The organism is Rhizobium album (genome assembly GCF_003122325.1).
In the GTDB taxonomy this organism is placed as follows: domain Bacteria; phylum Pseudomonadota; class Alphaproteobacteria; order Rhizobiales; family Rhizobiaceae; genus Metarhizobium; species Metarhizobium album.
In genome coordinates, this window is the sequence record NZ_QFBC01000001.1 from 486830 (window position 1) to 504156 (window position 17327).

The 17327-nt window shown below is 62.5% G+C and carries 21 protein-coding genes; 15 read left to right on the forward strand and 6 right to left on the reverse strand.

The genetic code is table 11. The features are described from left to right. Positions 1-53: 53 nt before the first annotated feature. From DEM27_RS02360 to DEM27_RS02370, 3 genes are all read right to left on the reverse strand, one after another. Positions 54-818, reverse strand: coding sequence for a sulfite exporter TauE/SafE family protein (locus tag DEM27_RS02360; protein ID WP_109456567.1), 765 nt, complete (start codon positions 816-818; stop codon positions 54-56). A gap of 65 nt (positions 819-883) precedes the next feature. Beyond that, a complete protein-coding gene (tldD, locus tag DEM27_RS02365; protein ID WP_109456568.1) occupies positions 884-2296 on the reverse strand; it encodes a metalloprotease TldD in 1413 nt (470 codons plus the stop codon). 117 nt (positions 2297-2413) lie between these two features. Then, positions 2414-2971: an invasion associated locus B family protein gene (locus tag DEM27_RS02370; RefSeq protein ID WP_109456569.1), complete on the reverse strand. Its 558-nt coding sequence runs from the start codon at positions 2969-2971 to the stop codon at positions 2414-2416. A 325-nt stretch (positions 2972-3296) separates the two neighbouring features. On the opposite strand from DEM27_RS02370, the gene coxB reads away from it, so the two are divergent. The 12 genes from coxB (at position 3297) to DEM27_RS02430 (ending at position 13085) form a co-directional block, all read left to right on the forward strand. Continuing rightward, the gene (gene coxB, locus DEM27_RS02375; protein ID WP_109456570.1) at positions 3297-4181 is read left to right on the forward strand and encodes a cytochrome c oxidase subunit II; all 885 of its coding nucleotides are present in this window, start codon (positions 3297-3299) and stop codon (positions 4179-4181) included. Between the two features lie 16 nt (positions 4182-4197). After that, a complete protein-coding gene (gene ctaD, locus DEM27_RS02380) occupies positions 4198-5898 on the forward strand; it encodes a cytochrome c oxidase subunit I (protein WP_109456571.1) in 1701 nt (566 codons plus the stop codon). An 84-nt stretch (positions 5899-5982) separates the two neighbouring features. Then, positions 5983-6939 (forward strand): heme o synthase, encoded by a 957-nt coding sequence (cyoE, locus tag DEM27_RS02385; protein ID WP_109456572.1) that lies wholly within the window; start codon positions 5983-5985, stop codon positions 6937-6939. Then, positions 6936-7079 (forward strand): hypothetical protein, encoded by a 144-nt coding sequence (locus tag DEM27_RS02390; protein ID WP_165823326.1) that lies wholly within the window; start codon positions 6936-6938, stop codon positions 7077-7079. Before cyoE ends, DEM27_RS02390 begins: the two co-directional genes overlap by 4 nt. A 4-nt stretch (positions 7080-7083) precedes the next feature. Further along, positions 7084-7695, forward strand: coding sequence for a cytochrome c oxidase assembly protein (locus DEM27_RS02395; protein WP_109456573.1), 612 nt, complete (start codon positions 7084-7086; stop codon positions 7693-7695). A 59-nt stretch (positions 7696-7754) separates the two neighbouring features. Then, complete coding sequence (locus tag DEM27_RS02400) at positions 7755-8633, forward strand: cytochrome c oxidase subunit 3 (protein ID WP_109456574.1); 879 nt, start codon at positions 7755-7757, stop codon at positions 8631-8633. A 229-nt stretch (positions 8634-8862) separates the two neighbouring features. Beyond that, positions 8863-9246, forward strand: coding sequence for a DUF983 domain-containing protein (locus DEM27_RS02405; protein ID WP_109456919.1), 384 nt, complete (start codon positions 8863-8865; stop codon positions 9244-9246). Beyond that, entirely contained in the window at positions 9239-9988 is a 750-nt protein-coding gene (locus tag DEM27_RS02410) for an SURF1 family protein (protein WP_420028787.1), read from the forward strand. Before DEM27_RS02405 ends, DEM27_RS02410 begins: the two co-directional genes overlap by 8 nt. Positions 9989-10112: 124 nt before the next feature. Next, complete coding sequence (ispH, locus tag DEM27_RS02415; protein ID WP_109456576.1) at positions 10113-11117, forward strand: 4-hydroxy-3-methylbut-2-enyl diphosphate reductase; 1005 nt, start codon at positions 10113-10115, stop codon at positions 11115-11117. A 165-nt stretch (positions 11118-11282) separates the two neighbouring features. After that, the gene (locus DEM27_RS02420; protein WP_109456577.1) at positions 11283-12251 is read left to right on the forward strand and encodes a homoserine kinase; all 969 of its coding nucleotides are present in this window, start codon (positions 11283-11285) and stop codon (positions 12249-12251) included. Continuing rightward, positions 12248-12697, forward strand: a complete 450-nt coding sequence (gene rnhA / locus DEM27_RS02425) for a ribonuclease HI (protein WP_109456578.1) — start codon at positions 12248-12250, stop codon at positions 12695-12697. Before DEM27_RS02420 ends, rnhA begins: the two co-directional genes overlap by 4 nt. Before the next feature lie 79 nt (positions 12698-12776). Next, positions 12777-13085, forward strand: coding sequence for a Dabb family protein (locus DEM27_RS02430; RefSeq protein ID WP_109456579.1), 309 nt, complete (start codon positions 12777-12779; stop codon positions 13083-13085). Between the two features lie 69 nt (positions 13086-13154). Here the strand turns inward: DEM27_RS02430 and DEM27_RS02435 are convergent, their stop codons facing one another. Together DEM27_RS02435 and DEM27_RS02440 are read right to left on the reverse strand one after the other, a co-directional pair. After that, a complete protein-coding gene (locus DEM27_RS02435) occupies positions 13155-13640 on the reverse strand; it encodes a peroxiredoxin (protein WP_109456580.1) in 486 nt (161 codons plus the stop codon). A 63-nt stretch (positions 13641-13703) separates the two neighbouring features. Continuing rightward, entirely contained in the window at positions 13704-14513 is an 810-nt protein-coding gene (locus DEM27_RS02440; protein ID WP_109456581.1) for a protein-disulfide reductase DsbD domain-containing protein, read from the reverse strand. 192 nt (positions 14514-14705) lie between these two features. Between DEM27_RS02440 and DEM27_RS02445 the strand changes: the two genes are divergently transcribed. From DEM27_RS02445 to DEM27_RS02455, 3 genes are all read left to right on the forward strand, one after another. Beyond that, on the forward strand, positions 14706-15311 hold the full coding sequence (locus DEM27_RS02445) for a YqgE/AlgH family protein (RefSeq protein ID WP_109456582.1): 606 nt from the start codon (positions 14706-14708) through the stop codon (positions 15309-15311). Positions 15312-15418: 107 nt separating this feature from the next. Then, positions 15419-15610, forward strand: a complete 192-nt coding sequence (locus DEM27_RS02450) for a CsbD family protein (RefSeq protein WP_109456583.1) — start codon at positions 15419-15421, stop codon at positions 15608-15610. Positions 15611-15710: 100 nt separating this feature from the next. Continuing rightward, positions 15711-16829 carry a zinc-binding metallopeptidase family protein gene (locus tag DEM27_RS02455; RefSeq protein WP_109456584.1) on the forward strand — a complete coding sequence of 373 codons (1119 nt, stop codon included), beginning with the start codon at positions 15711-15713 and terminating at the stop codon, positions 16827-16829. A 108-nt stretch (positions 16830-16937) separates the two neighbouring features. Here DEM27_RS02455 and DEM27_RS02460 read toward each other — a convergent pair whose 3' ends face one another. Beyond that, positions 16938-17243 (reverse strand): hypothetical protein, encoded by a 306-nt coding sequence (locus tag DEM27_RS02460; protein ID WP_109456585.1) that lies wholly within the window; start codon positions 17241-17243, stop codon positions 16938-16940. Positions 17244-17327: the final 84 nt, after the last annotated feature.

Here is a 17327-nt window from a genome sequence, read left to right on the forward strand (position 1 = left end):
TTTCGCAAGACTATCGGCAAGGGTGTTAAGCATCGCTGAATCGGGCCCGGGCATCAGCGCAGTACCGGATCGAGCAGCGGCAGGCCGAGGATTGCCGCCGTGGCGATGAGCCCGTAGCAGACACGCCGGAACAGGCGCTCGTCGGCGCGGTTGAACAGGCGTGACCCCAGGTTGAGGCCCAGCAGGTAGAGAGGTCCCGTGGTCAGGGCCGGCGCGACGATCGCAGTGACGAACAATCCCCCGATCGTATAACTGACGACGCTGAAAACCGTCGAGACGGCGAAATAGAGAACGATGTTGGCCCGCACGATGGCGAAAGGTATGGCGCCGCCCAGCCAGTAGGCGACGATGGGCGGGCCGCCGGCCTGCGCGGTGCCGCTGAAGAGGCCGGCAACCAGCCCGACGACCGCCGTTATCGCATCGGAGGGTTTGCCGTGATAGCGCCAGCCGGACATGAGCAGCATCAGCAGCAGGATGACCAGCACGATGATCAGCCAGCGGACGAGAAGCGGGTCGGCATAAGCGAGGAAGGCCGCCCCCATCGGCACACCGATCACCGCGCCGGCTGCCATGACAGCCACGTCGCGTTTATGCGCCTGACGCCACGCATTCGGAATCATGCCGAGCGCACCGAAACCATCGATGACCAGCAGCAAGGGGGCGGCAATCCTGGGGCCGGCGATGGCGCTGGCGAGCGGCATGAAGATCAATGCCGCTCCGAAGCCGGAAAAGCCACGCGCCAGGCCGGCGACGAAAGCCGCGATGCCGAGGAAGGCGAGTTGAGCGAAGGTGGTCCCGGCAAACAGGTTCTGCAGCATGGCGTTTCCGTTTCAGATCGGCCCTGCTTGCATCTGCCGGCGGCGGTTCGTCAAGCGGCGGACGATCAGGTTCGCGTGCCGCCGACGGTAACCTGGTCCATGCGGATGTGCGGCTGGCCGACACCGACCGGCACCCACTGTCCTGCCTTGCCGCAATTGCCGATGCCGGTGTCGAGCTTGCTGTCGTTGCCGATCATCGAGACGCGCTTCATCGAATCCGGGCCGTTGCCGATCAGCATGGCGCCCTTGATCGGCGCACCGATCCTGCCGTTCTCGATCATGTAGGCCTCGGTGCAGCCGAAGACGAATTTTCCCGAGGTGATGTCCACCTGTCCGCCGCCGAAGGAGACGGCATAGATGCCGTTCTTCACCGAGGCGATGATTTCGTCCGGCGTCTTGTCGCCGGAGAGCATGTAGGTGTTGGTCATGCGCGGCATCGGCACATGGGCGTAGCCTTGCCGGCGGCCGTTGCCGGTCGGCTTCATGCCCATCAGGCGGGCGTTCTGGCGGTCCTGCATGTAGCCGACAAGTTTGCCGTTGTCGATCAGCACGTTGTAGCCGGAGGGCGTTCCCTCGTCGTCGACGGAGATCGAGCCGCGGCGGCTCTCGATCGTGCCGTCGTCGACGACGGTGACGCCGGGGGAGGCGACCATTTCGCCCAGCAGGCCGGCGAAGGCGGAGGTCTTCTTGCGGTTGAAATCGCCTTCCAGCCCGTGGCCGACCGCCTCGTGCAGCATCACGCCCGGCCAGCCGTTGCCGAGCACCACGTCCATGGTGCCGGCCGGCGCCTCGATGGCGTCGAGGTTGACCAGCGCCTGGCGCAACGCCTCGTCGGCGCCCTTGCGCCAGCTCGCGGCGGTGAGGAAATCGTTGAAGCCGAAACGGCCGCCGGTGCCGAAGGAGCCGGTTTCCTGCCGGTCGCCGTCGCCCACCACCACGGAAATGTTGAGCCGGGTCATCGGCCTGATGTCACGCACCCGGTGGCCGTCGGCGCGCAGGATATCGACCATCTGCCAGCTCGCCGCCACCGATGCCGTCACCTGCCGCACCTTGCCGTCGGCGCGAAGATAGGCGTCGATCTCCTGCAACAGAGCCACCTTCTCTTCGAAGGTCGGCGCGCCGATCGGGTTTTCCTCGCCGTAGAGCTTGTGGTTGGTGCGCTGCGGCGCTTCCGAATAGGCGCCGGAATAACCGCGCGTCACGGCGCCGACCGCATCCGAAGCGCGTTTCAGCGCCGCCACCGAAAGATCGCCGGCATGGGCATACCCCACCGCTTCGCCGGCCACCGCGCGAAGGCCGAAACCCTGCTCCGTATTGAAGCTGCCGCCCTTGAGCTTGCCGTTGTCGAAGGTCAGCGCTTCGGACTGGGCGTGTTCGATGAACAGTTCGCCGTCGTCTGCGCCTTTCAGCGCCTCGGCGACGAGCGTGCGCAAGGTGGTCTCGTCGGCATCGAAAAGGGTGAGGAGATCGGTGTTCATGCTATCTGGCTCCATCGGCGCGGCATGGAGAGGGCCGCGCCGTGCGGCCGCCGCTTGTTATATATAATGTGTCGCCAGCGATGTAGGCGCCCGACGCCGGCGGGACAAGCCCTGCCGTTACGGCAGGGCGTCGTAGCCCGAGGCGAAACCCTTGAGGTCGACGGGGATGCCGATGCCCTCTTCCGGCGACTGGAAGACGATGAAGGTCGCCTGGGCGCCGCTGCGCAGCGTCTTCAGCAGTTCTTCCTCAAGCACCACTTCCGCATAACAGCCGTCGGAGAAGCAGCGCACGAAATAGGCGCGGCCGATATCCTTGCCGTCGATGTTGAGGCCGAGGCCGTTGGGGAGGAGCACGCCGAGCGGTGCCAGCACCCGCAGGATGCGCGACTTGCGGTCGGCGGTCTTCAGCACCACGACGGACAGGCCGACTTCCGGGCGGTCCTCGGCAATCACGTTCTGCATCAGCGCGCACTGCTCGGCGCTGGCGCCGGCCGGCTGGTCGCAGACGATCGACCAGGCGCCGTGGTTGGATTTCACCGTGCCGGGCTGGGTCTGCGTCGTCTGGTTCTGGACCTGCTGCTGCTCGACTTTCTGCTGTGCGGCGACGGGCGCCGCCATCGCGGCGATCAGGCCGGCGGCCAGCATGCCGGACCGCGCAAGGGGATGAAAACCCATGAATACCTCTAGAATTCGAATCACTGCTGCCATTTTTGGAGCCCGGGCCGTCAAATGAAAAGCCCTGCCTGCTTCAATTCCAGCCCAGTGCGGCGGAAATTGGACTGCAGGCCCTGGCCCATCGTCCTGAAATTGTGGAAGGAGTTAACACCGCGTCACAGGAAAACGGTATTATCTGGGCCAAAATTGAATTTGGGCAAAAATGCCGCACAGGGTTTTTTTGACAGATGTTGCGGCGGGGGGCAAACTGTGGTTTGAAGCGGAAGAATAGCTAGGATTCTGCGTTTGGGTTTGATCCACATCAAGCGCTTGAGGGAGATACGTTGTGAAAAATAAAGCTTATGCAGTTCTGGCCTGTCTGGTCTGTCTGCTGTTTGCTTCCAGCAGTTTTGCCGATCAGCCGCTGGACTGGCAGATGACGCTGCAGCCCGCAGCGACGTCGATCATGCATGAGATCCGCTGGTTCGAGCAGTACACGCTGTGGTTCATCGTGCCGGTCACGCTCTTCGTGCTGTTGCTGCTGATCATCGTCGTCGTCAAGTTCCGCGCCGGCGCCAACCCGGTGCCGTCGAAGACGAGCCACAACACGGCAATCGAAGTCGTCTGGACCGTCGGTCCGGTGCTTCTGCTGCTCTTCCTCGCAATCCCCTCCTTCAACCTGCTCACCGCGCAGCTCACTATCCCTGAGAATCCGGATCTGACGCTGAAGGCAACCGCTACGCAGTGGCAGTGGAACTACGAATACGAGATGGAAACGCCCGTCGCATTCGATTCCTATCTGCTGAAGGATGCCGATCGCGCCGGCCTCGGCAAGGAAGACAAGTCGGTCTATCCGCGCCTGCTCGCCGTCGACAACGAAATGGTCCTGCCGGTCAACAAGGTCGTTCGCCTCCTGGTGACGGCTGCGCCGACCGACGTGATCCATGCTTTCGCGATGCCGTCCTTCGGCGTCAAGATCGACGCGGTGCCCGGCCGTCTCAACGAGACCTGGTTCAAGCCGGAACGCGAAGGCCTGTTCTACGGCCAGTGTTCCGAGCTGTGCGGCAAGGATCATGCCTTCATGCCGATCGCCATCCGCGTCGTCTCCCAGGAGAAATACGACGCCTGGATCGCGGCGGCTGGCACGGATCTGTCAGGCGCGAACAAGACTTTGATGGCGGCAACGGACGGCAAGAAGTCCGTCGACGTTGCAGCAAACGACGCACAGTAAGGTAGGGGTGAGGACAATGGCTGGACCGTCTGCTCACGATCATTCGCACGATCATCACGATCATTCCCATGGTCACGATGACCATCATGACCACGCGCACAAGCCGCTCGGCTTCTTCGCGCGCTGGTTCCTGTCGACGAACCACAAGGACATCGGCACGCTCTATCTGATCTTCGCGATCATCGCCGGCATCATCGGCGGCGCGCTTTCGGTCGCCATGCGCGCCGAGCTGCAGGAGCCGGGCATCCAGATCTTCCACGGTCTGGCCTCCATGGTCTACGGCTATGAAGGCGACGCCGCCATCGACGGCGGCAAGCACATGTTCAACGTCTTCACCACCGCTCACGCCCTGATCATGATCTTCTTCATGGTCATGCCGGCGCTGATCGGCGGCTTCGCCAACTGGATGGTGCCGATCATGATCGGCGCGCCGGATATGGCGTTCCCGCGTATGAACAACATCTCGTTCTGGCTCATCGTTCCGGCCTTCCTGCTTCTGCTTCTATCCATGTTCGTGGAGGGTCCGGCGGGTGCCTATGGTGTCGGCGGCGGCTGGACGATCTATCCGCCATTCTCGACATCGGGCATGCCGGGACCGGCGGTCGATCTTGCGATCTTCGCGCTGCACATCTCGGGCGCCTCGTCGATCCTCGGCGCCATCAACTTCATCACCACGATCCTGAACATGCGCGCTCCCGGCATGACGCTGCACAAGATGCCGCTGTTTGCCTGGGCCGTGCTGATCACCGCCTTCCTGCTGCTGCTCTCGCTGCCGGTTCTGGCAGGCGGCATCACCATGCTGCTCACCGACCGCAACTTCGGCACGGCCTTCTTCAATCCTGAAGGCGGCGGCGACCCGATCCTGTTCCAGCACCTGTTCTGGTTCTTCGGTCACCCGGAAGTGTACATCCTGATCCTGCCCGGCTTCGGCATCATCAGCCACATCGTCTCGACCTTCTCGCGCAAGCCGATCTTCGGCTACCTCGGAATGGCCTACGCCATGGTCGCCATCGGCGCCGTCGGCTTCATCGTCTGGGCGCACCACATGTACACGGTCGGCATGTCGCTCGAAACGCAGCGTTACTTCGTGTTCGCCACGATGGTCATCGCGGTTCCGACCGGCGTGAAGATCTTCTCCTGGGTTGCTACGATGTGGGGCGGTTCGCTCACCTTCCGCACCCCCATGGTCTGGGCGATCGGCTTCATCTTCCTGTTCACCGTCGGTGGTGTTACGGGAGTCCAGCTCGCCAACGCCGGCCTCGACCGTTCGCTGCATGACACCTATTACGTCGTGGCTCACTTCCACTACGTTCTGTCGCTCGGCGCCGTGTTCGCCATCTTCGCCGCCTGGTACTACTGGTTCCCGAAGATGAGCGGCTACATGTATTCCGAGTTCCTCGGCAAGCTGCACTTCTGGGTGATGTTCATCGGCGTGAACCTGGTGTTCTTCCCGCAGCACTTCCTCGGCCTCGCCGGCATGCCGCGCCGCTATATCGACTATCCGGATGCCTTTGCCGGCTGGAACTACGTGTCCTCGATCGGCTCCTACATCTCCGGCATCGGCGTGCTGATCTTCCTCTTTGCCGTCTGGGAAGCCTTCGCCAAGAAGCGCATCGCCGGCGACAATCCGTGGGGCGAGGGTGCGACCACGCTGGAATGGCAGCTGTCTTCGCCGCCGCCGTTCCACCAGTGGGAACAGCTGCCGCGCATCAAGTAAGCCGCGCGCGCTGGTCAAAGCTTGAAAACAAAGGCGCCGCGGAAAAGACGCGGCGCCGATACAAATAAAAACAGGACGGGTTGAATGACGGTCATCGACGATCACGAAGCGCTGGGAACGAATGGCGGCGTGCGCCTTTCGGAAGCGGGCGCACGGGATTTCTTCGAACTGCTGAAGCCGCGGGTGATGTCGCTCGTCGTCTTCACGGCCTTTGCCGGCCTCGTGCTGGCGCCGGGCCACATCCATCCGGTCCTCGGCTTCATCGCCATTCTCTGCATCGCCGTCGGAGCCGGCGCCTCGGGCGCGCTCAACATGTGGTACGACGCCGATATCGACGCGGTCATGAGCCGCACCGCCAACCGGCCGATTCCGGGCGGCCGCATCCAGCCGAACGAGGCGCTCGCCTTCGGCCTGACGCTCTCCTTCTTCTCGGTCGCCATCCTCGGCCTGGTGGTCAACTGGTTCTCGGCCGGCCTGCTCGCCTTTACGATCTTCTTCTACGCCGTCGTCTACACCATGTGGCTGAAACGCTCGACGCCGCAGAACATCGTCATCGGCGGTGCTGCCGGCTCCTTCCCGCCGATGATCGGCTGGGCCTGCGTCACCGGCGGCGTCTCGATGGAAAGCATCGTGCTTTTCCTCATCATCTTCCTGTGGACCCCGGCGCACTTCTGGGCGCTCGCTTTGTTCAAGATGCGTGACTACGGCTCCGTCGGCGTACCGATGATGCCGAATGTCGCCGGCGAAGCCTCCACCAAGGTGCAGATCTTCATCTACACGCTGTTGACCGCCGTCATTGCCGTGGTTCCCGCCCTTGCCGGCTGGTCGAGCCTCGGATACGGCGTCTTCGCCGGCCTGCTCGGCGCCGTCTTCCTGTACTGTTCCATCGCCGTCTGGCGCATGCCGGATGGCGATCAGAAGATGGTGCCGGCGAAGAAGATGTTCGCCTTCTCGATCCTTTATCTCTTCGCCATCTTTTCCGCCCTGATGATCGACGCCTTCGTGGCGCCGTTGCTTTCGCTGATCGGAGGTGCCGCATGATCGACAAGATCACGCTGACCGACAAGCAACAGAAATCCCGCCGTGGCCGCAACATCGCGCTCGGTTTTGCGCTGGCCGGCCTTGTCGTCCTCTTTTACGTCGTGACGCTGATCAAGTTCGGCGGCGGGATGCAGGGGTGAGCCGATGACCGAACAATCGCCGCAGACCAGCCGCAACACGCCGCGCAACAACGGCGTCGTCGTTGCCGCCTGCCTCACCTTCGTCGGCGCGATGGTCGGCGCAAGTTTTGCCGCCGTGCCGCTCTACGACATGTTCTGCCGTGTCACCGGCTACAACGGCACGACCCAGCGCGTCGAGCAGATGTCGCAGGTGGTGCTCGACCGCAAGGTGACCGTCGGTTTCGACGCCAACGTCGCCAGCGGCCTGCCGTGGGACTTCAAGCCGGTGCAGCGCAATGTCGAGGTCAAGATCGGCGAGACGGTGCAGGTCGAGTTCACGGCGACGAACATGTCGAACAAGCCGACCAAGGGGCAGGCGATCTTCAACGTCACGCCGATGGTCGCAGGCGCCTATTTCAACAAGGTCCAGTGCTTCTGCTTCACCGAAACGGAGCTGAAGCCGGGCGAAACGATGACCATGCCGGTGGTGTTCTACGTCGATCCGGACATCGTCAATACGCCCGAGACCAAGAGTATCGGAACGCTGACCCTGTCTTACACATTCTATCCGCATGAGAGCGGAAAGCCGGTGGCTTTGCGGACGGATGAGGACAAGGGTTCTGAACAGAAATTGTGAGAGGTATGTTTCCGGTTCGCCGGTGACATTTTGGAGAAAGACATTCGGGGATCGCTGACATGGCCGATGCACACCAGAAAAATCACGACTACCACATCATCGACCCTAGCCCGTGGCCGCTTCTGGCCTCCGTCGGTGCATTCCTGCTGACCTTCGGGGGCGTCGGCTACATGCGCTATCTGAACGGTGGTTCGTTCCACCTGTTCGGCCTGGAGCTTGCTTCTCCGTGGATCTTCTACATCGGCCTCGCTCTGGTGCTCTACACCATGTACGGCTGGTGGGCGGACACGGTGAAGGAAGCGCATGAGGGTGCCCATACCCGCGTCGTTTCGCTGCACCTGCGCTACGGCATGATCATGTTCATCGCTTCCGAAGTGATGTTCTTTGCCGCCTGGTTCTGGGCCTTCTTCGATGCCAGCCTGTTCTCGCACGAAGCCATCCAGGCCTCGCGCTTCGAATTCACCGGTGGCCAGTGGCCGCCGAAGGGTATCGAAGTGCTCGACCCCTGGCACCTGCCGCTCTACAACACCGTGATCCTGCTGCTGTCGGGCACGACCGTCACCTGGGCGCACCATGCGCTGCTGCACGGCGACCGCAAGGGCCTGATCAACGGCCTGGCGCTCACCGTTGCCCTCGGCCTGCTGTTCTCCTTCGTGCAGGCCTACGAATATGCCCACGCTCCGTTCGCCTTCAAGAGCTCGATCTACGGCGCGACCTTCTTCATGGCGACCGGTTTCCACGGCTTCCACGTCATCGTCGGCACCATCTTCCTGCTGGTGTGCCTGTTGCGTGCGATCAAGGGCGACTTCACGCCGAAGCAGCACTTTGGCTTCGAGGCCGCTGCCTGGTACTGGCACTTCGTCGACGTCGTCTGGCTCTTCCTGTTCTTCAGCATCTACATCTGGGGCAGCTGGGGGGCGCCGATCGCGCACGGCTGATCCGGTCCGATCGAAAGAACCATAAGGAAAGGCGGTTGCGCGAAAACGCAGCCGCCTTTTCGCATGAAAGGCTCCGGCCACGTCATGAAAGCCCATGGGGCTCTACTTTACGCTGGCCTGCGGCGAAGTGCCGGCTTATGGAATGGCCTCATGACGGTTTAAGCCGTGATACGATCAACAGAAACGGCGAAGCGGCCTGCCGGAGACAAAGGCCGACCGGGATTATGCCATGAACCAGGACAGCGCCCATTATCCGCCCGTCGATCCGTTCAAGACCGGACTTGCCGGCTCATGCCCGCGCTGCGGCCAGGGCAAGCTGTTCGACGGCCTGGTGAAGGTGAAGCCGCGCTGCGCCAATTGCGGCCTGGATTATTCCTTCGCCGATTCCGGCGACGGGCCGGCGGTCTTCGTCATCCTGATCATCGGTTTCCTGGTGGTCGGCCTCGCCCTGTGGGCGGAGGTGAATTTTGCGCCGCCGGTCTGGCTGCACATCCTGCTGTGGGGACCGCTGACCATCGTCCTGTCGCTGTTTCTGCTGCGAACGCTCAAGGGCGTGCTGATTGCCCTGCAGTTCCGCAACAATGCCGCCGAAGGCAAGCTCGATCGTGACTGACGTCCAGGCAGCGGTCGTCGCGTGGAGCGGCCGCAAGAAGATCGCCACCTTCATCCTGTTCCTGCTGGCGCTGGCCATCCTGCTGTCGCTCGGCACATGGCAGGTGCGGCGGCTGCACTGGAAGGAACAGCTGCTGGCCGATATCGCCGAACGTCGCGCCGCCCCGCCGGCATCGCTCGCCGACATCGAGGCGCTTGGCAGCCGTGGAGAGGACGTCGATTACCGCGCCATGACCGTCAGCGGCCGGTTCGTCAACAACAAGGAGCGGCACTTTTTCGCCACCTATCGCGGCCAGACGGGCTTTTACGTCTACACCCCGCTGCTTCTGGCCGATGGCCGCTACCTGTTCGTCAACCGTGGCTTCGTTCCTTACGAGAACAAGGAGCCGGAGATGCGCAAGCAGGGACAGTTGACCGGCCAGGTGACGGTCACCGGTCTGGCCCGCGCCAAGCTTGCGGAAAAACCGTCGTCGATCGTGCCGGACAACGATCCGGCCAAGAACATCTTCTACTGGAAGGATCTCGACGCCATGGCCGATACCACCGGCCTCGACCGCTCGGACGTGGTGGCGTTCTTCATGGATGCGGATGCGACGCGCAATCCCGCCGGCCTGCCGATCGGCGGCGTCACCCAGTTCGAACTGCCGAACAACCACCTGCAATATGCGCTCACCTGGTACGGCCTGGCTGTGGCGCTGGTGGCGGTTTCCGGCACGATGTGGCTGCGCCGCCGGAAAGGCTGAAGGCCAGGACGGTCATGGCAGATTTACAGGGAACGGAGGCTTTGCCGGTTTCCTGCCGGGAAATTTGTGGTAAACCCGCAGCCGAATTGCCATATCCATGGACATACGAAGCCAGGGACGAGGAATGAACATCGCCGTTTCCAAACCGCCGCTGACGATCAGGCTTTGCGGCCCGCGCGGTTTCTGCGCCGGGGTCGACCGCGCTATCCAGATCGTCGTCCTGGCGCTGAAGCGTTATGGCGCGCCGGTCTATGTCCGCCACGAGATCGTCCACAACCGTTATGTCGTCGAGGGACTGGAAGCCAAGGGTGCCGTCTTCGTCGAAGAACTGGACGAGATCCCCGCCGAGCACCGCGCGCAGCCGGTGGTGTTTTCCGCCCACGGCGTGCCGAAATCCGTGCCGGCCGATGCCGAGGCGCGCAATCTCTTTTATCTCGACGCCACCTGTCCGCTGGTTTCGAAGGTGCATAAACAGGCGATGCGTCACCAGCGGCTCGGCCGCCATGTGGTGCTGATCGGTCATGCCGGCCACCCGGAGGTCATCGGCACGATGGGGCAGTTGCCGGAAGGCTCGGTGTCGTTGATCGAGACGGTCGAGGATGCCGATGCCTACGAGCCCGTCGATGCCGACAATCTCGGCTTCGTCACCCAGACGACGCTGTCCGTAGACGATACGGCCGGCGTCATCGCCAGGCTCGGCGAACGGTTTCCAAAGCTGATGGCGCCGGCCGCCGATTCCATCTGCTACGCCACCACCAACCGGCAGGAGGCGGTCAAGGCAGCGGCGCCCGGCTGCGATCTGTTCCTGATCGTCGGCGCGCCGAATTCGTCGAATTCCAAGCGGCTGGTGGAAGTGGCGCTCAGGGCAGGGGCGAAAAAATCGCTGCTGGTGCAGCGCGCCTCGGAGATCGACTGGTCGGATCTCGGCGATATCACCACCGTCGGCCTTTCCGCCGGCGCTTCGGCGCCGGAGGTGATCGTCGACGAAATCATCGCCGCCTTCCGCGATCGTTTCGATGCGCGCGTCGAGCTGGCGGAAACGGTGCAGGAAAACGAGCATTTCCTCGTCAACCGCGAGCTGCGCGACATCGCCCTCGAATCCGCCGACATGGCTTTCGTCAACGGGTGAGAAATGGGAGGCGCAGGGCCGGATTGTCCCGAGCCCCGGGCTTTCGCATATGGAGCGAAAGAGGGTGATGCGACGTCTATGGGGGCCGGACCCACTTGCCTTGTCGCTATCGCGATGCCAAAGCATGTCTCGTCCCACCTGAGTTTCCATCCGCGAGTCACACCCTTGGCAGTCTACACCGATATCACCGAAGACGACCTCAAGCGCTTCCTCACCGAATATGACGTCGGCGACCTGACCTCCTACAAGGGCATCGCCGAAGGCGTGGAAAATTCCAACTTCCTGCTGCACACCACCCGCGATCCGCTGATCCTGACGCTTTACGAGAAGCGGGTGGAAAAATCCGACCTGCCGTTCTTCCTCGGCCTGATGCAGCATCTCGCCGCCCGCGGCCTGTCCTGCCCGCTGCCCTTGCCGCGCAGGGACGGCGCGCTGCTCGGCACGCTGTCCGGACGCCCGGCGGCGCTGATTTCGTTCCTCGAAGGCATGTGGCTGCGCAAGCCTGAAGCACGGCATTGCCGCGATGTCGGCGCGGCGCTGGCGAAGATGCACATTGCCGGCGAAGGTTTTACCCTGACGCGCCCGAACGCCCTGTCGCTCGACGGCTGGCACACGCTGTGGGAAAAATCGGAAGCACGCGCCGACGAGGTGGAAAAGGGGCTGCAGGCGGAAATCCGCGGCGAACTCGCCTTCCTCGCCGCCAACTGGCCGAAGGACCTGCCAGCCGGCGTCATCCATGCCGACCTCTTCCCGGACAACGTGTTTTTCCTCGGCGACGGGCTCTCTGGCCTGATCGATTTCTATTTCGCCTGCAACGACCTTCTCGCCTACGACGTGTCGATCTGCCTCAATGCCTGGTGCTTCGAAAAGGACGGGTCCTACAACATGACCAAGGGCATGGCGCTGCTGGAGGGTTACGAAAGCGTGCGGCCGCTGAGCCGGGCCGAGGCTGAGGCCCTGCCGATCCTGTCGCGCGGTTCGGCGCTGCGTTTCTTCCTGACGCGCCTCTACGACTGGCTGACCACGCCGCCGGATGCGCTCGTCGTCAAGAAGGACCCGCTGGAATATCTGCGCAAGCTGCGCTTTCACGCGGCCGTCTCCTCGGTCGGCGAATACGGGCTCAGCCGGCCATGAAACATATCGATATCTTTACCGACGGTGCCTGCTCCGGCAATCCCGGTCCGGGCGGCTGGGGTGCGGTCTTGCGTTACGGCGATACGGAAAAGGACCTTTCCGGCGGCGAGGCGGCGACGACCAACAACCGCATGGAGTTGCTGGCGGCAATTTCGGCGCTCAACGCCCTGAAGGAGCCCTGCGAAATCGACCTGCATACCGACAGCAAATATGTCATGGACGGCATTTCCAAGTGGATCCATGGCTGGAAGAAGAACGGCTGGAAGACCGCCGACAAGAAGCCGGTGAAGAACGGTGAGTTGTGGCAGGCGCTCGACGAGGCGACGAAGCGCCACAAGATCATCTGGCACTGGGTCAAGGGCCATGCCGGCCATCCGGAAAACGAACGCGCCGACGAACTCGCCCGCATGGGCATGGCGCCGTTCAAGAAGGGCGGCGCCCAATAGCGCGCCGACGGCAGGCGAATGCCGGCTTGCGGCGAGCCGGTTTGCCGTTATTGTGCGGCGAGGACAAGGGGAGAGATATATGATCCTGCATTGCGTGTTCCTGCGCTTCAAGGCGGCGCTTCAGCCCGCCGACAAACAGGCGATCTTCGAGGCGGTCGCCGCGTTGAAGGACGTCATTCCCGGCATCGTCGATGTCAAATACGGGCCGAACGTTTCGCCGGAAGGCCTGAATGGCGGCTTCGTGGACGGTTTCACCGTGACCTTCGACGATGCGGCCGCCCGCGACGCCTATCTCGTCCATCCCGAGCATGTGGCGGTCGGGGAGCGCATCATTGCCGCCACCGATGGCGGCCTGGCCGGCATTCTGGTGTTCGACCTGATGATCTGAGCAGCATCAACTGCAGACACAAAAAAAACCGCCCCGGGAGGCGGTTTTTCTTTGCGTTTTGTATGAAACTTACAGCTGCTCGAGCATGGCGGCAGCGGCGGAAACCGTCGCCTGGCCCGGATTCTCCTCGACATTCAGCGATTTCACCACGCCGTCTTCCACCAGCATGGAATAACGCTTGGAGCGCAGGCCGAGGCCGCCGGCGGACAGGTCGGCATCGAGGCCGAGCGCCTTGGTGAAGGCGCCGTCCCAGTCGGCGAGGAAGTGGATCTTGCCCATGCCGCCGGAATTCTGCGCCCAGGCGCCCATGACGTGCCAGTCGTTGACGGCGACGACGGCGATGTCGTCGACACCCTTGGCGAGGATGGCGTCACGGTTTTCCAGGTAGCCGGGCAGGTGGTTCAGCGAGCAGGTCGGCGTAAACGCGCCGGGCACGGCGAAGAGCACGACGCGCTTGCCCTTGAACAGCTCGTCAGTGGTGATCTCCGTCGGACCGTCGGCGGTCTTTTCCTTGAATTTCGCCTGCGGCAGCTGGCTTCCAATGGATATGGTCATGAAATGTCTCCTTGAAACGGGGCGGGTCCGGCCGTCCGGGTTGGTGGCGAATATATGCGTCGCTCACTCAAAGGCAAGCGTGGTCTCCATGGCCCGCCTGCCGCTCTTGACCAATAGGCCCCAGCGGGCGGTTTCGGCCTTGAATCGTTTCGGCAGTTTCGGAATGACGATGTCGGTCGAGAAGGTGTTTGCCTCCCGCCGGGCGTTCTGCTGCTCGGTGAAGACGTAGCCGGCCGGGCCGGTGACGATGATCTCGGGAAAATCGCCGCCTTCGGGCAGCGTCAGCGACAGATGCAGCGCCTTGTGGTCGGCGGCAAGGCCGGAGCCGGTCACGGCAAAATCGGCGCCCGGGGCTTCCGGCAGGCTGGCGCGGGCGGTTTCGATGATCATCGCCTCCTGCGCCGCCGATTGTGCCGCCTTCGGCAGCGTCAGCGAAAAATCCGCCTGGAAGGGAATGCAGATGTTCTTGCACAGCCCGATGAACACCTGCGCATCGAAACGCGGTTCGGCGTCGGCCGAGGCCAGAGTGAGGTCGAGCGGAAAGGCGACCGGCCCGTCATAACCGAAATCGCGCAACGACCCCGCCTCGATGTGTTTTGGCACCGGATAGGCGATGCCGGCGAGCGTGACATTGCTGTCTGGCGTGATGCTGATGTGGGGCGGAATGCCGCTGTCGCCCGGTTCGCGCCAGTAGGTGATCCAGCCGGGCGCCGGCTCGATCTGCAGCGCCGCGCTGATCTTTCCGTCGGCATCCGCGGGCAGGGCGATGAGGCGCACACGCCCCCCCTCGCTCTCCGCCCAGGCCGTCATCGCGGCCGTCGCCGGGCCGGCAATCACGCCTGCAAGAGCGGCGATGCCGAAAATTCCGGCCATGAATTGTGTGGATCGAAAAAATATCTTCATCTTGTAAGGATTTAGCCGATGCCCGGAAAGTCTTCCAGAGGCCGCCGTTTTTTCTTCATCATTTCCGGTTGATTGATTTGTGACTATACCCCATGTTTCTCAGGTCGAAGCACTCACACGTTCCTCTTGCACCGGCCGGAGGACGTTACGCTGGAGGACCACATGTCATTGTCGGCACTGAAGGATAAGCGAGAGCGCGGGTTCCTCGATGGTCATTTCCTGATCGCCATGCCCGGCATGTTCGACAGCAATTTTTCCCGCACGGTGGTCTATGTCTGCGCCCATTCCGCCGCCGGCGCCATGGGTTTCGTCATCAACCGCCCGCAGGCGCTGACCTTCACCGAAGTGCTGCTGCATCTCAACATGATCGACCAGACGGATGCGATCATGCTGCCGCCGCATGCCCGGGATTTCCCGATCCGCAACGGCGGTCCGGTGGAGAGCGGCCGCGGTTTCGTGCTGCATTCCGACGATTATCTCAGCGAATCCAGCATTCCGGTCAGTGACGACATCTCGCTGACGGCGACGCTCGATATCGTCCGGGCGATTTCGAGCGGCAGCGGGCCGCGCCGGGCGACGATGATGCTCGGCTATGCCGGCTGGGGTGCCGGACAACTGGAGCGCGAGATCGGCAACAATGGCTGGCTCAATTGCCCGGCAAGCGAAGAACTGATCTTCGACGACAGCCTGGACGACAAATACGAGCGGGCGCTGGCCCTGCTGGGCGTGACGCCCGCCATGCTCTCCAGCGATGCCGGCCACGCCTGAAGACTGAAAATATTGTTCGGTTCACCGGAACGAATGTCCCCGGCATACCGTTCTACTCCTCGCCAGGGCGAACATATGGTTCGCTCGAAAAGCTCAAGGAGTACCCAATGGGAAGCACCAGCGACAAGGTTTCCGGTTACGCCAACCAGGCTGCCGGCAAGATCAAGCAAGCTGCCGGTGATGCGATGGACAATCATGAAATGCAGGCCAAGGGCGCCGCACAGGAGGCCAAGGGCAAGGTTCAGGTTGTCAGCGGCAAGGTCAAGGACGCCGTGAAAAACCAGGTGGACCGGCTTTAACGTTCGGGCTTTCCGCGGGAAAGACTGAATAGCGAAAAACCTGCCCGGCGAATGCCGCGGCAGGTTTTTTCAGCATGGATCATCATCGGGGACAGAACTCATGAGACTTTATGCCTGCGACCATTGCGGCCTTCCGGTCCATTTCGACAACAGATCCTGCGTCAATTGCGGCCACCGTCTCGGCTTCGTGCCGGAGGTGATGGCCATGCATGCGCTGGAGCCGTCCGACGACGCCTGGCGGGTGGTGGCGGATCCTGGGCGGCAGGTGCGTTTCTGCGCCAACGCCGAACTGGATATCTGCAACTGGACGCTGCCGGCAGGATCGCAAAACAGTTTCTGCCCGGCCTGCAGCCACAACCGGCTTGTCCCCAACATCGACACGGCAGAAGGCGTCGAGCGCTGGCGGCGCATCAGCCAGGCGCAGCGGCACCTGTTCTATTCCTTCCTGCGCTGGAACCTGCCGCATCCCGATCGCAACGAAGATCCCGAGGGCGGCCTGGTCTTTGATTTCCTCGAAGACACCATCAATCCCGATGGCACGATCGTGCCGGCCATGACAGGGCATGAGGAAGGCGTGATCGTCATCCGCGCCGCCGAGGCGGACGACGTGACACGCGAGTTGACACGGACGATGATGAACGAGCCGTATCGGACGCTGCTCGGCCATTTCCGCCACGAGGCGGGGCATTTCATCTGGAACAAGCTGGTGCGCGACCGCGACCGGTTTGCACCGTTCCGCGACGCCTTCGGCGACGAGCGCGAGGATTATGCCGCCGCCCTGCAGCGTCATTACGAAAACGGCCCCGTGGCGGGCTGGCAGAACGATTTCATCAGCGCTTATGCCAGCACGCACCCCTGGGAGGATTTCGCCGAATGTTTCGCCCACTACCTGCATATCGTCGATACGCTGGAAACGGCGCGCTCCTTCGGCATCGCCATCGATCCGAAAGGCCATGACGAGATGGCGACGGAGGTGACGTTCAATCCTTATGCCGCCCGCAACGCCGAGCAGCTTGCCAATGCCTGGATCCCGCTGAGTGTCGCACTCAACAGCATTCATCGCAGCATGGGCCAGCCGGACCTCTATCCGTTCGTGCTGTCGCCCGTCGTCGTCGCCAAGCTGGAATTCATCCACGCGCTGATCCACACGGCCACGGCCAAGGATAGCCAGGTCGAAAAAGCGGCGGCACCGTCACTTGCACCGGTGAAGACTGTTTGAGACCTCCGATGCAAATCCACCGACCCTCTTCCGTTGCAAAGAGAAGGCCAGCCATCGAAACCGATGACTGGCCTTTGGTTTGTCCCTAACCAACTCTCAATGCCGCAATCAGCAAGCCTTGGTGTTGTTGGCGAGATCATTATTCGTGGGTGCCGTCCCATCGACGCCGTCACCGGCACCACCGGAATTGCGGGTGATGCAGTCAGGGTTGGTTGACCCGTCCATAGAATTGTTGGTGATGCCCTGTGTCGTGGAGGGGTCGACGGCATCCGGTGTCATGACCTTGCCGTCCTGGGTGGTCGAACGGTTTTGCGGCACGGTCTTCGAGCCATTGTCGGCATTGCCCTGCTGGGCGAAAGCGCTGGTTGCCATGCCGAGACAAAGAGTTGCGACGGCGATCTGTTTCATAAACATGCGTTTTCTCCTCGTGTATCACTATCGTTTTTATCGGTGTTACGAGGATAGAACCGTCACGGCCAGACATTGTTCCCGCCCGGC

What these genes read in the sequence shown, in the direction of transcription:
- DEM27_RS02450 (WP_109456583.1), top strand. Translation starts at nt 15,419, where the DNA reads ATGGGAAGCACCAGCGACAAGGTTTCCGGTTACGCCAACCAGGCTGCC.
- DEM27_RS02460 (WP_109456585.1), bottom strand. Translation starts at nt 17,243, where the DNA reads ATGTTTATGAAACAGATCGCCGTCGCAACTCTTTGTCTCGGCATGGCA.
- tldD (WP_109456568.1), bottom strand. Translation starts at nt 2,296, where the DNA reads ATGAACACCGATCTCCTCACCCTTTTCGATGCCGACGAGACCACCTTG.
- DEM27_RS02440 (WP_109456581.1), bottom strand. Translation starts at nt 14,513, where the DNA reads ATGGCCGGAATTTTCGGCATCGCCGCTCTTGCAGGCGTGATTGCCGGC.
- DEM27_RS02395 (WP_109456573.1), top strand. Translation starts at nt 7,084, where the DNA reads ATGACCGAACAATCGCCGCAGACCAGCCGCAACACGCCGCGCAACAAC.
- DEM27_RS02360 (WP_109456567.1), bottom strand. Translation starts at nt 818, where the DNA reads ATGCTGCAGAACCTGTTTGCCGGGACCACCTTCGCTCAACTCGCCTTC.
- DEM27_RS02400 (WP_109456574.1), top strand. Translation starts at nt 7,755, where the DNA reads ATGGCCGATGCACACCAGAAAAATCACGACTACCACATCATCGACCCT.
- DEM27_RS02430 (WP_109456579.1), top strand. Translation starts at nt 12,777, where the DNA reads ATGATCCTGCATTGCGTGTTCCTGCGCTTCAAGGCGGCGCTTCAGCCC.
- DEM27_RS02390 (WP_165823326.1), top strand. Translation starts at nt 6,936, where the DNA reads ATGATCGACAAGATCACGCTGACCGACAAGCAACAGAAATCCCGCCGT.
- ctaD (WP_109456571.1), top strand. Translation starts at nt 4,198, where the DNA reads ATGGCTGGACCGTCTGCTCACGATCATTCGCACGATCATCACGATCAT.
- DEM27_RS02435 (WP_109456580.1), bottom strand. Translation starts at nt 13,640, where the DNA reads ATGACCATATCCATTGGAAGCCAGCTGCCGCAGGCGAAATTCAAGGAA.
- DEM27_RS02455 (WP_109456584.1), top strand. Translation starts at nt 15,711, where the DNA reads ATGAGACTTTATGCCTGCGACCATTGCGGCCTTCCGGTCCATTTCGAC.
- cyoE (WP_109456572.1), top strand. Translation starts at nt 5,983, where the DNA reads ATGACGGTCATCGACGATCACGAAGCGCTGGGAACGAATGGCGGCGTG.
- ispH (WP_109456576.1), top strand. Translation starts at nt 10,113, where the DNA reads ATGAACATCGCCGTTTCCAAACCGCCGCTGACGATCAGGCTTTGCGGC.
- DEM27_RS02405 (WP_109456919.1), top strand. Translation starts at nt 8,863, where the DNA reads ATGAACCAGGACAGCGCCCATTATCCGCCCGTCGATCCGTTCAAGACC.
- DEM27_RS02370 (WP_109456569.1), bottom strand. Translation starts at nt 2,971, where the DNA reads ATGGGTTTTCATCCCCTTGCGCGGTCCGGCATGCTGGCCGCCGGCCTG.
- rnhA (WP_109456578.1), top strand. Translation starts at nt 12,248, where the DNA reads ATGAAACATATCGATATCTTTACCGACGGTGCCTGCTCCGGCAATCCC.
- DEM27_RS02445 (WP_109456582.1), top strand. Translation starts at nt 14,706, where the DNA reads ATGTCATTGTCGGCACTGAAGGATAAGCGAGAGCGCGGGTTCCTCGAT.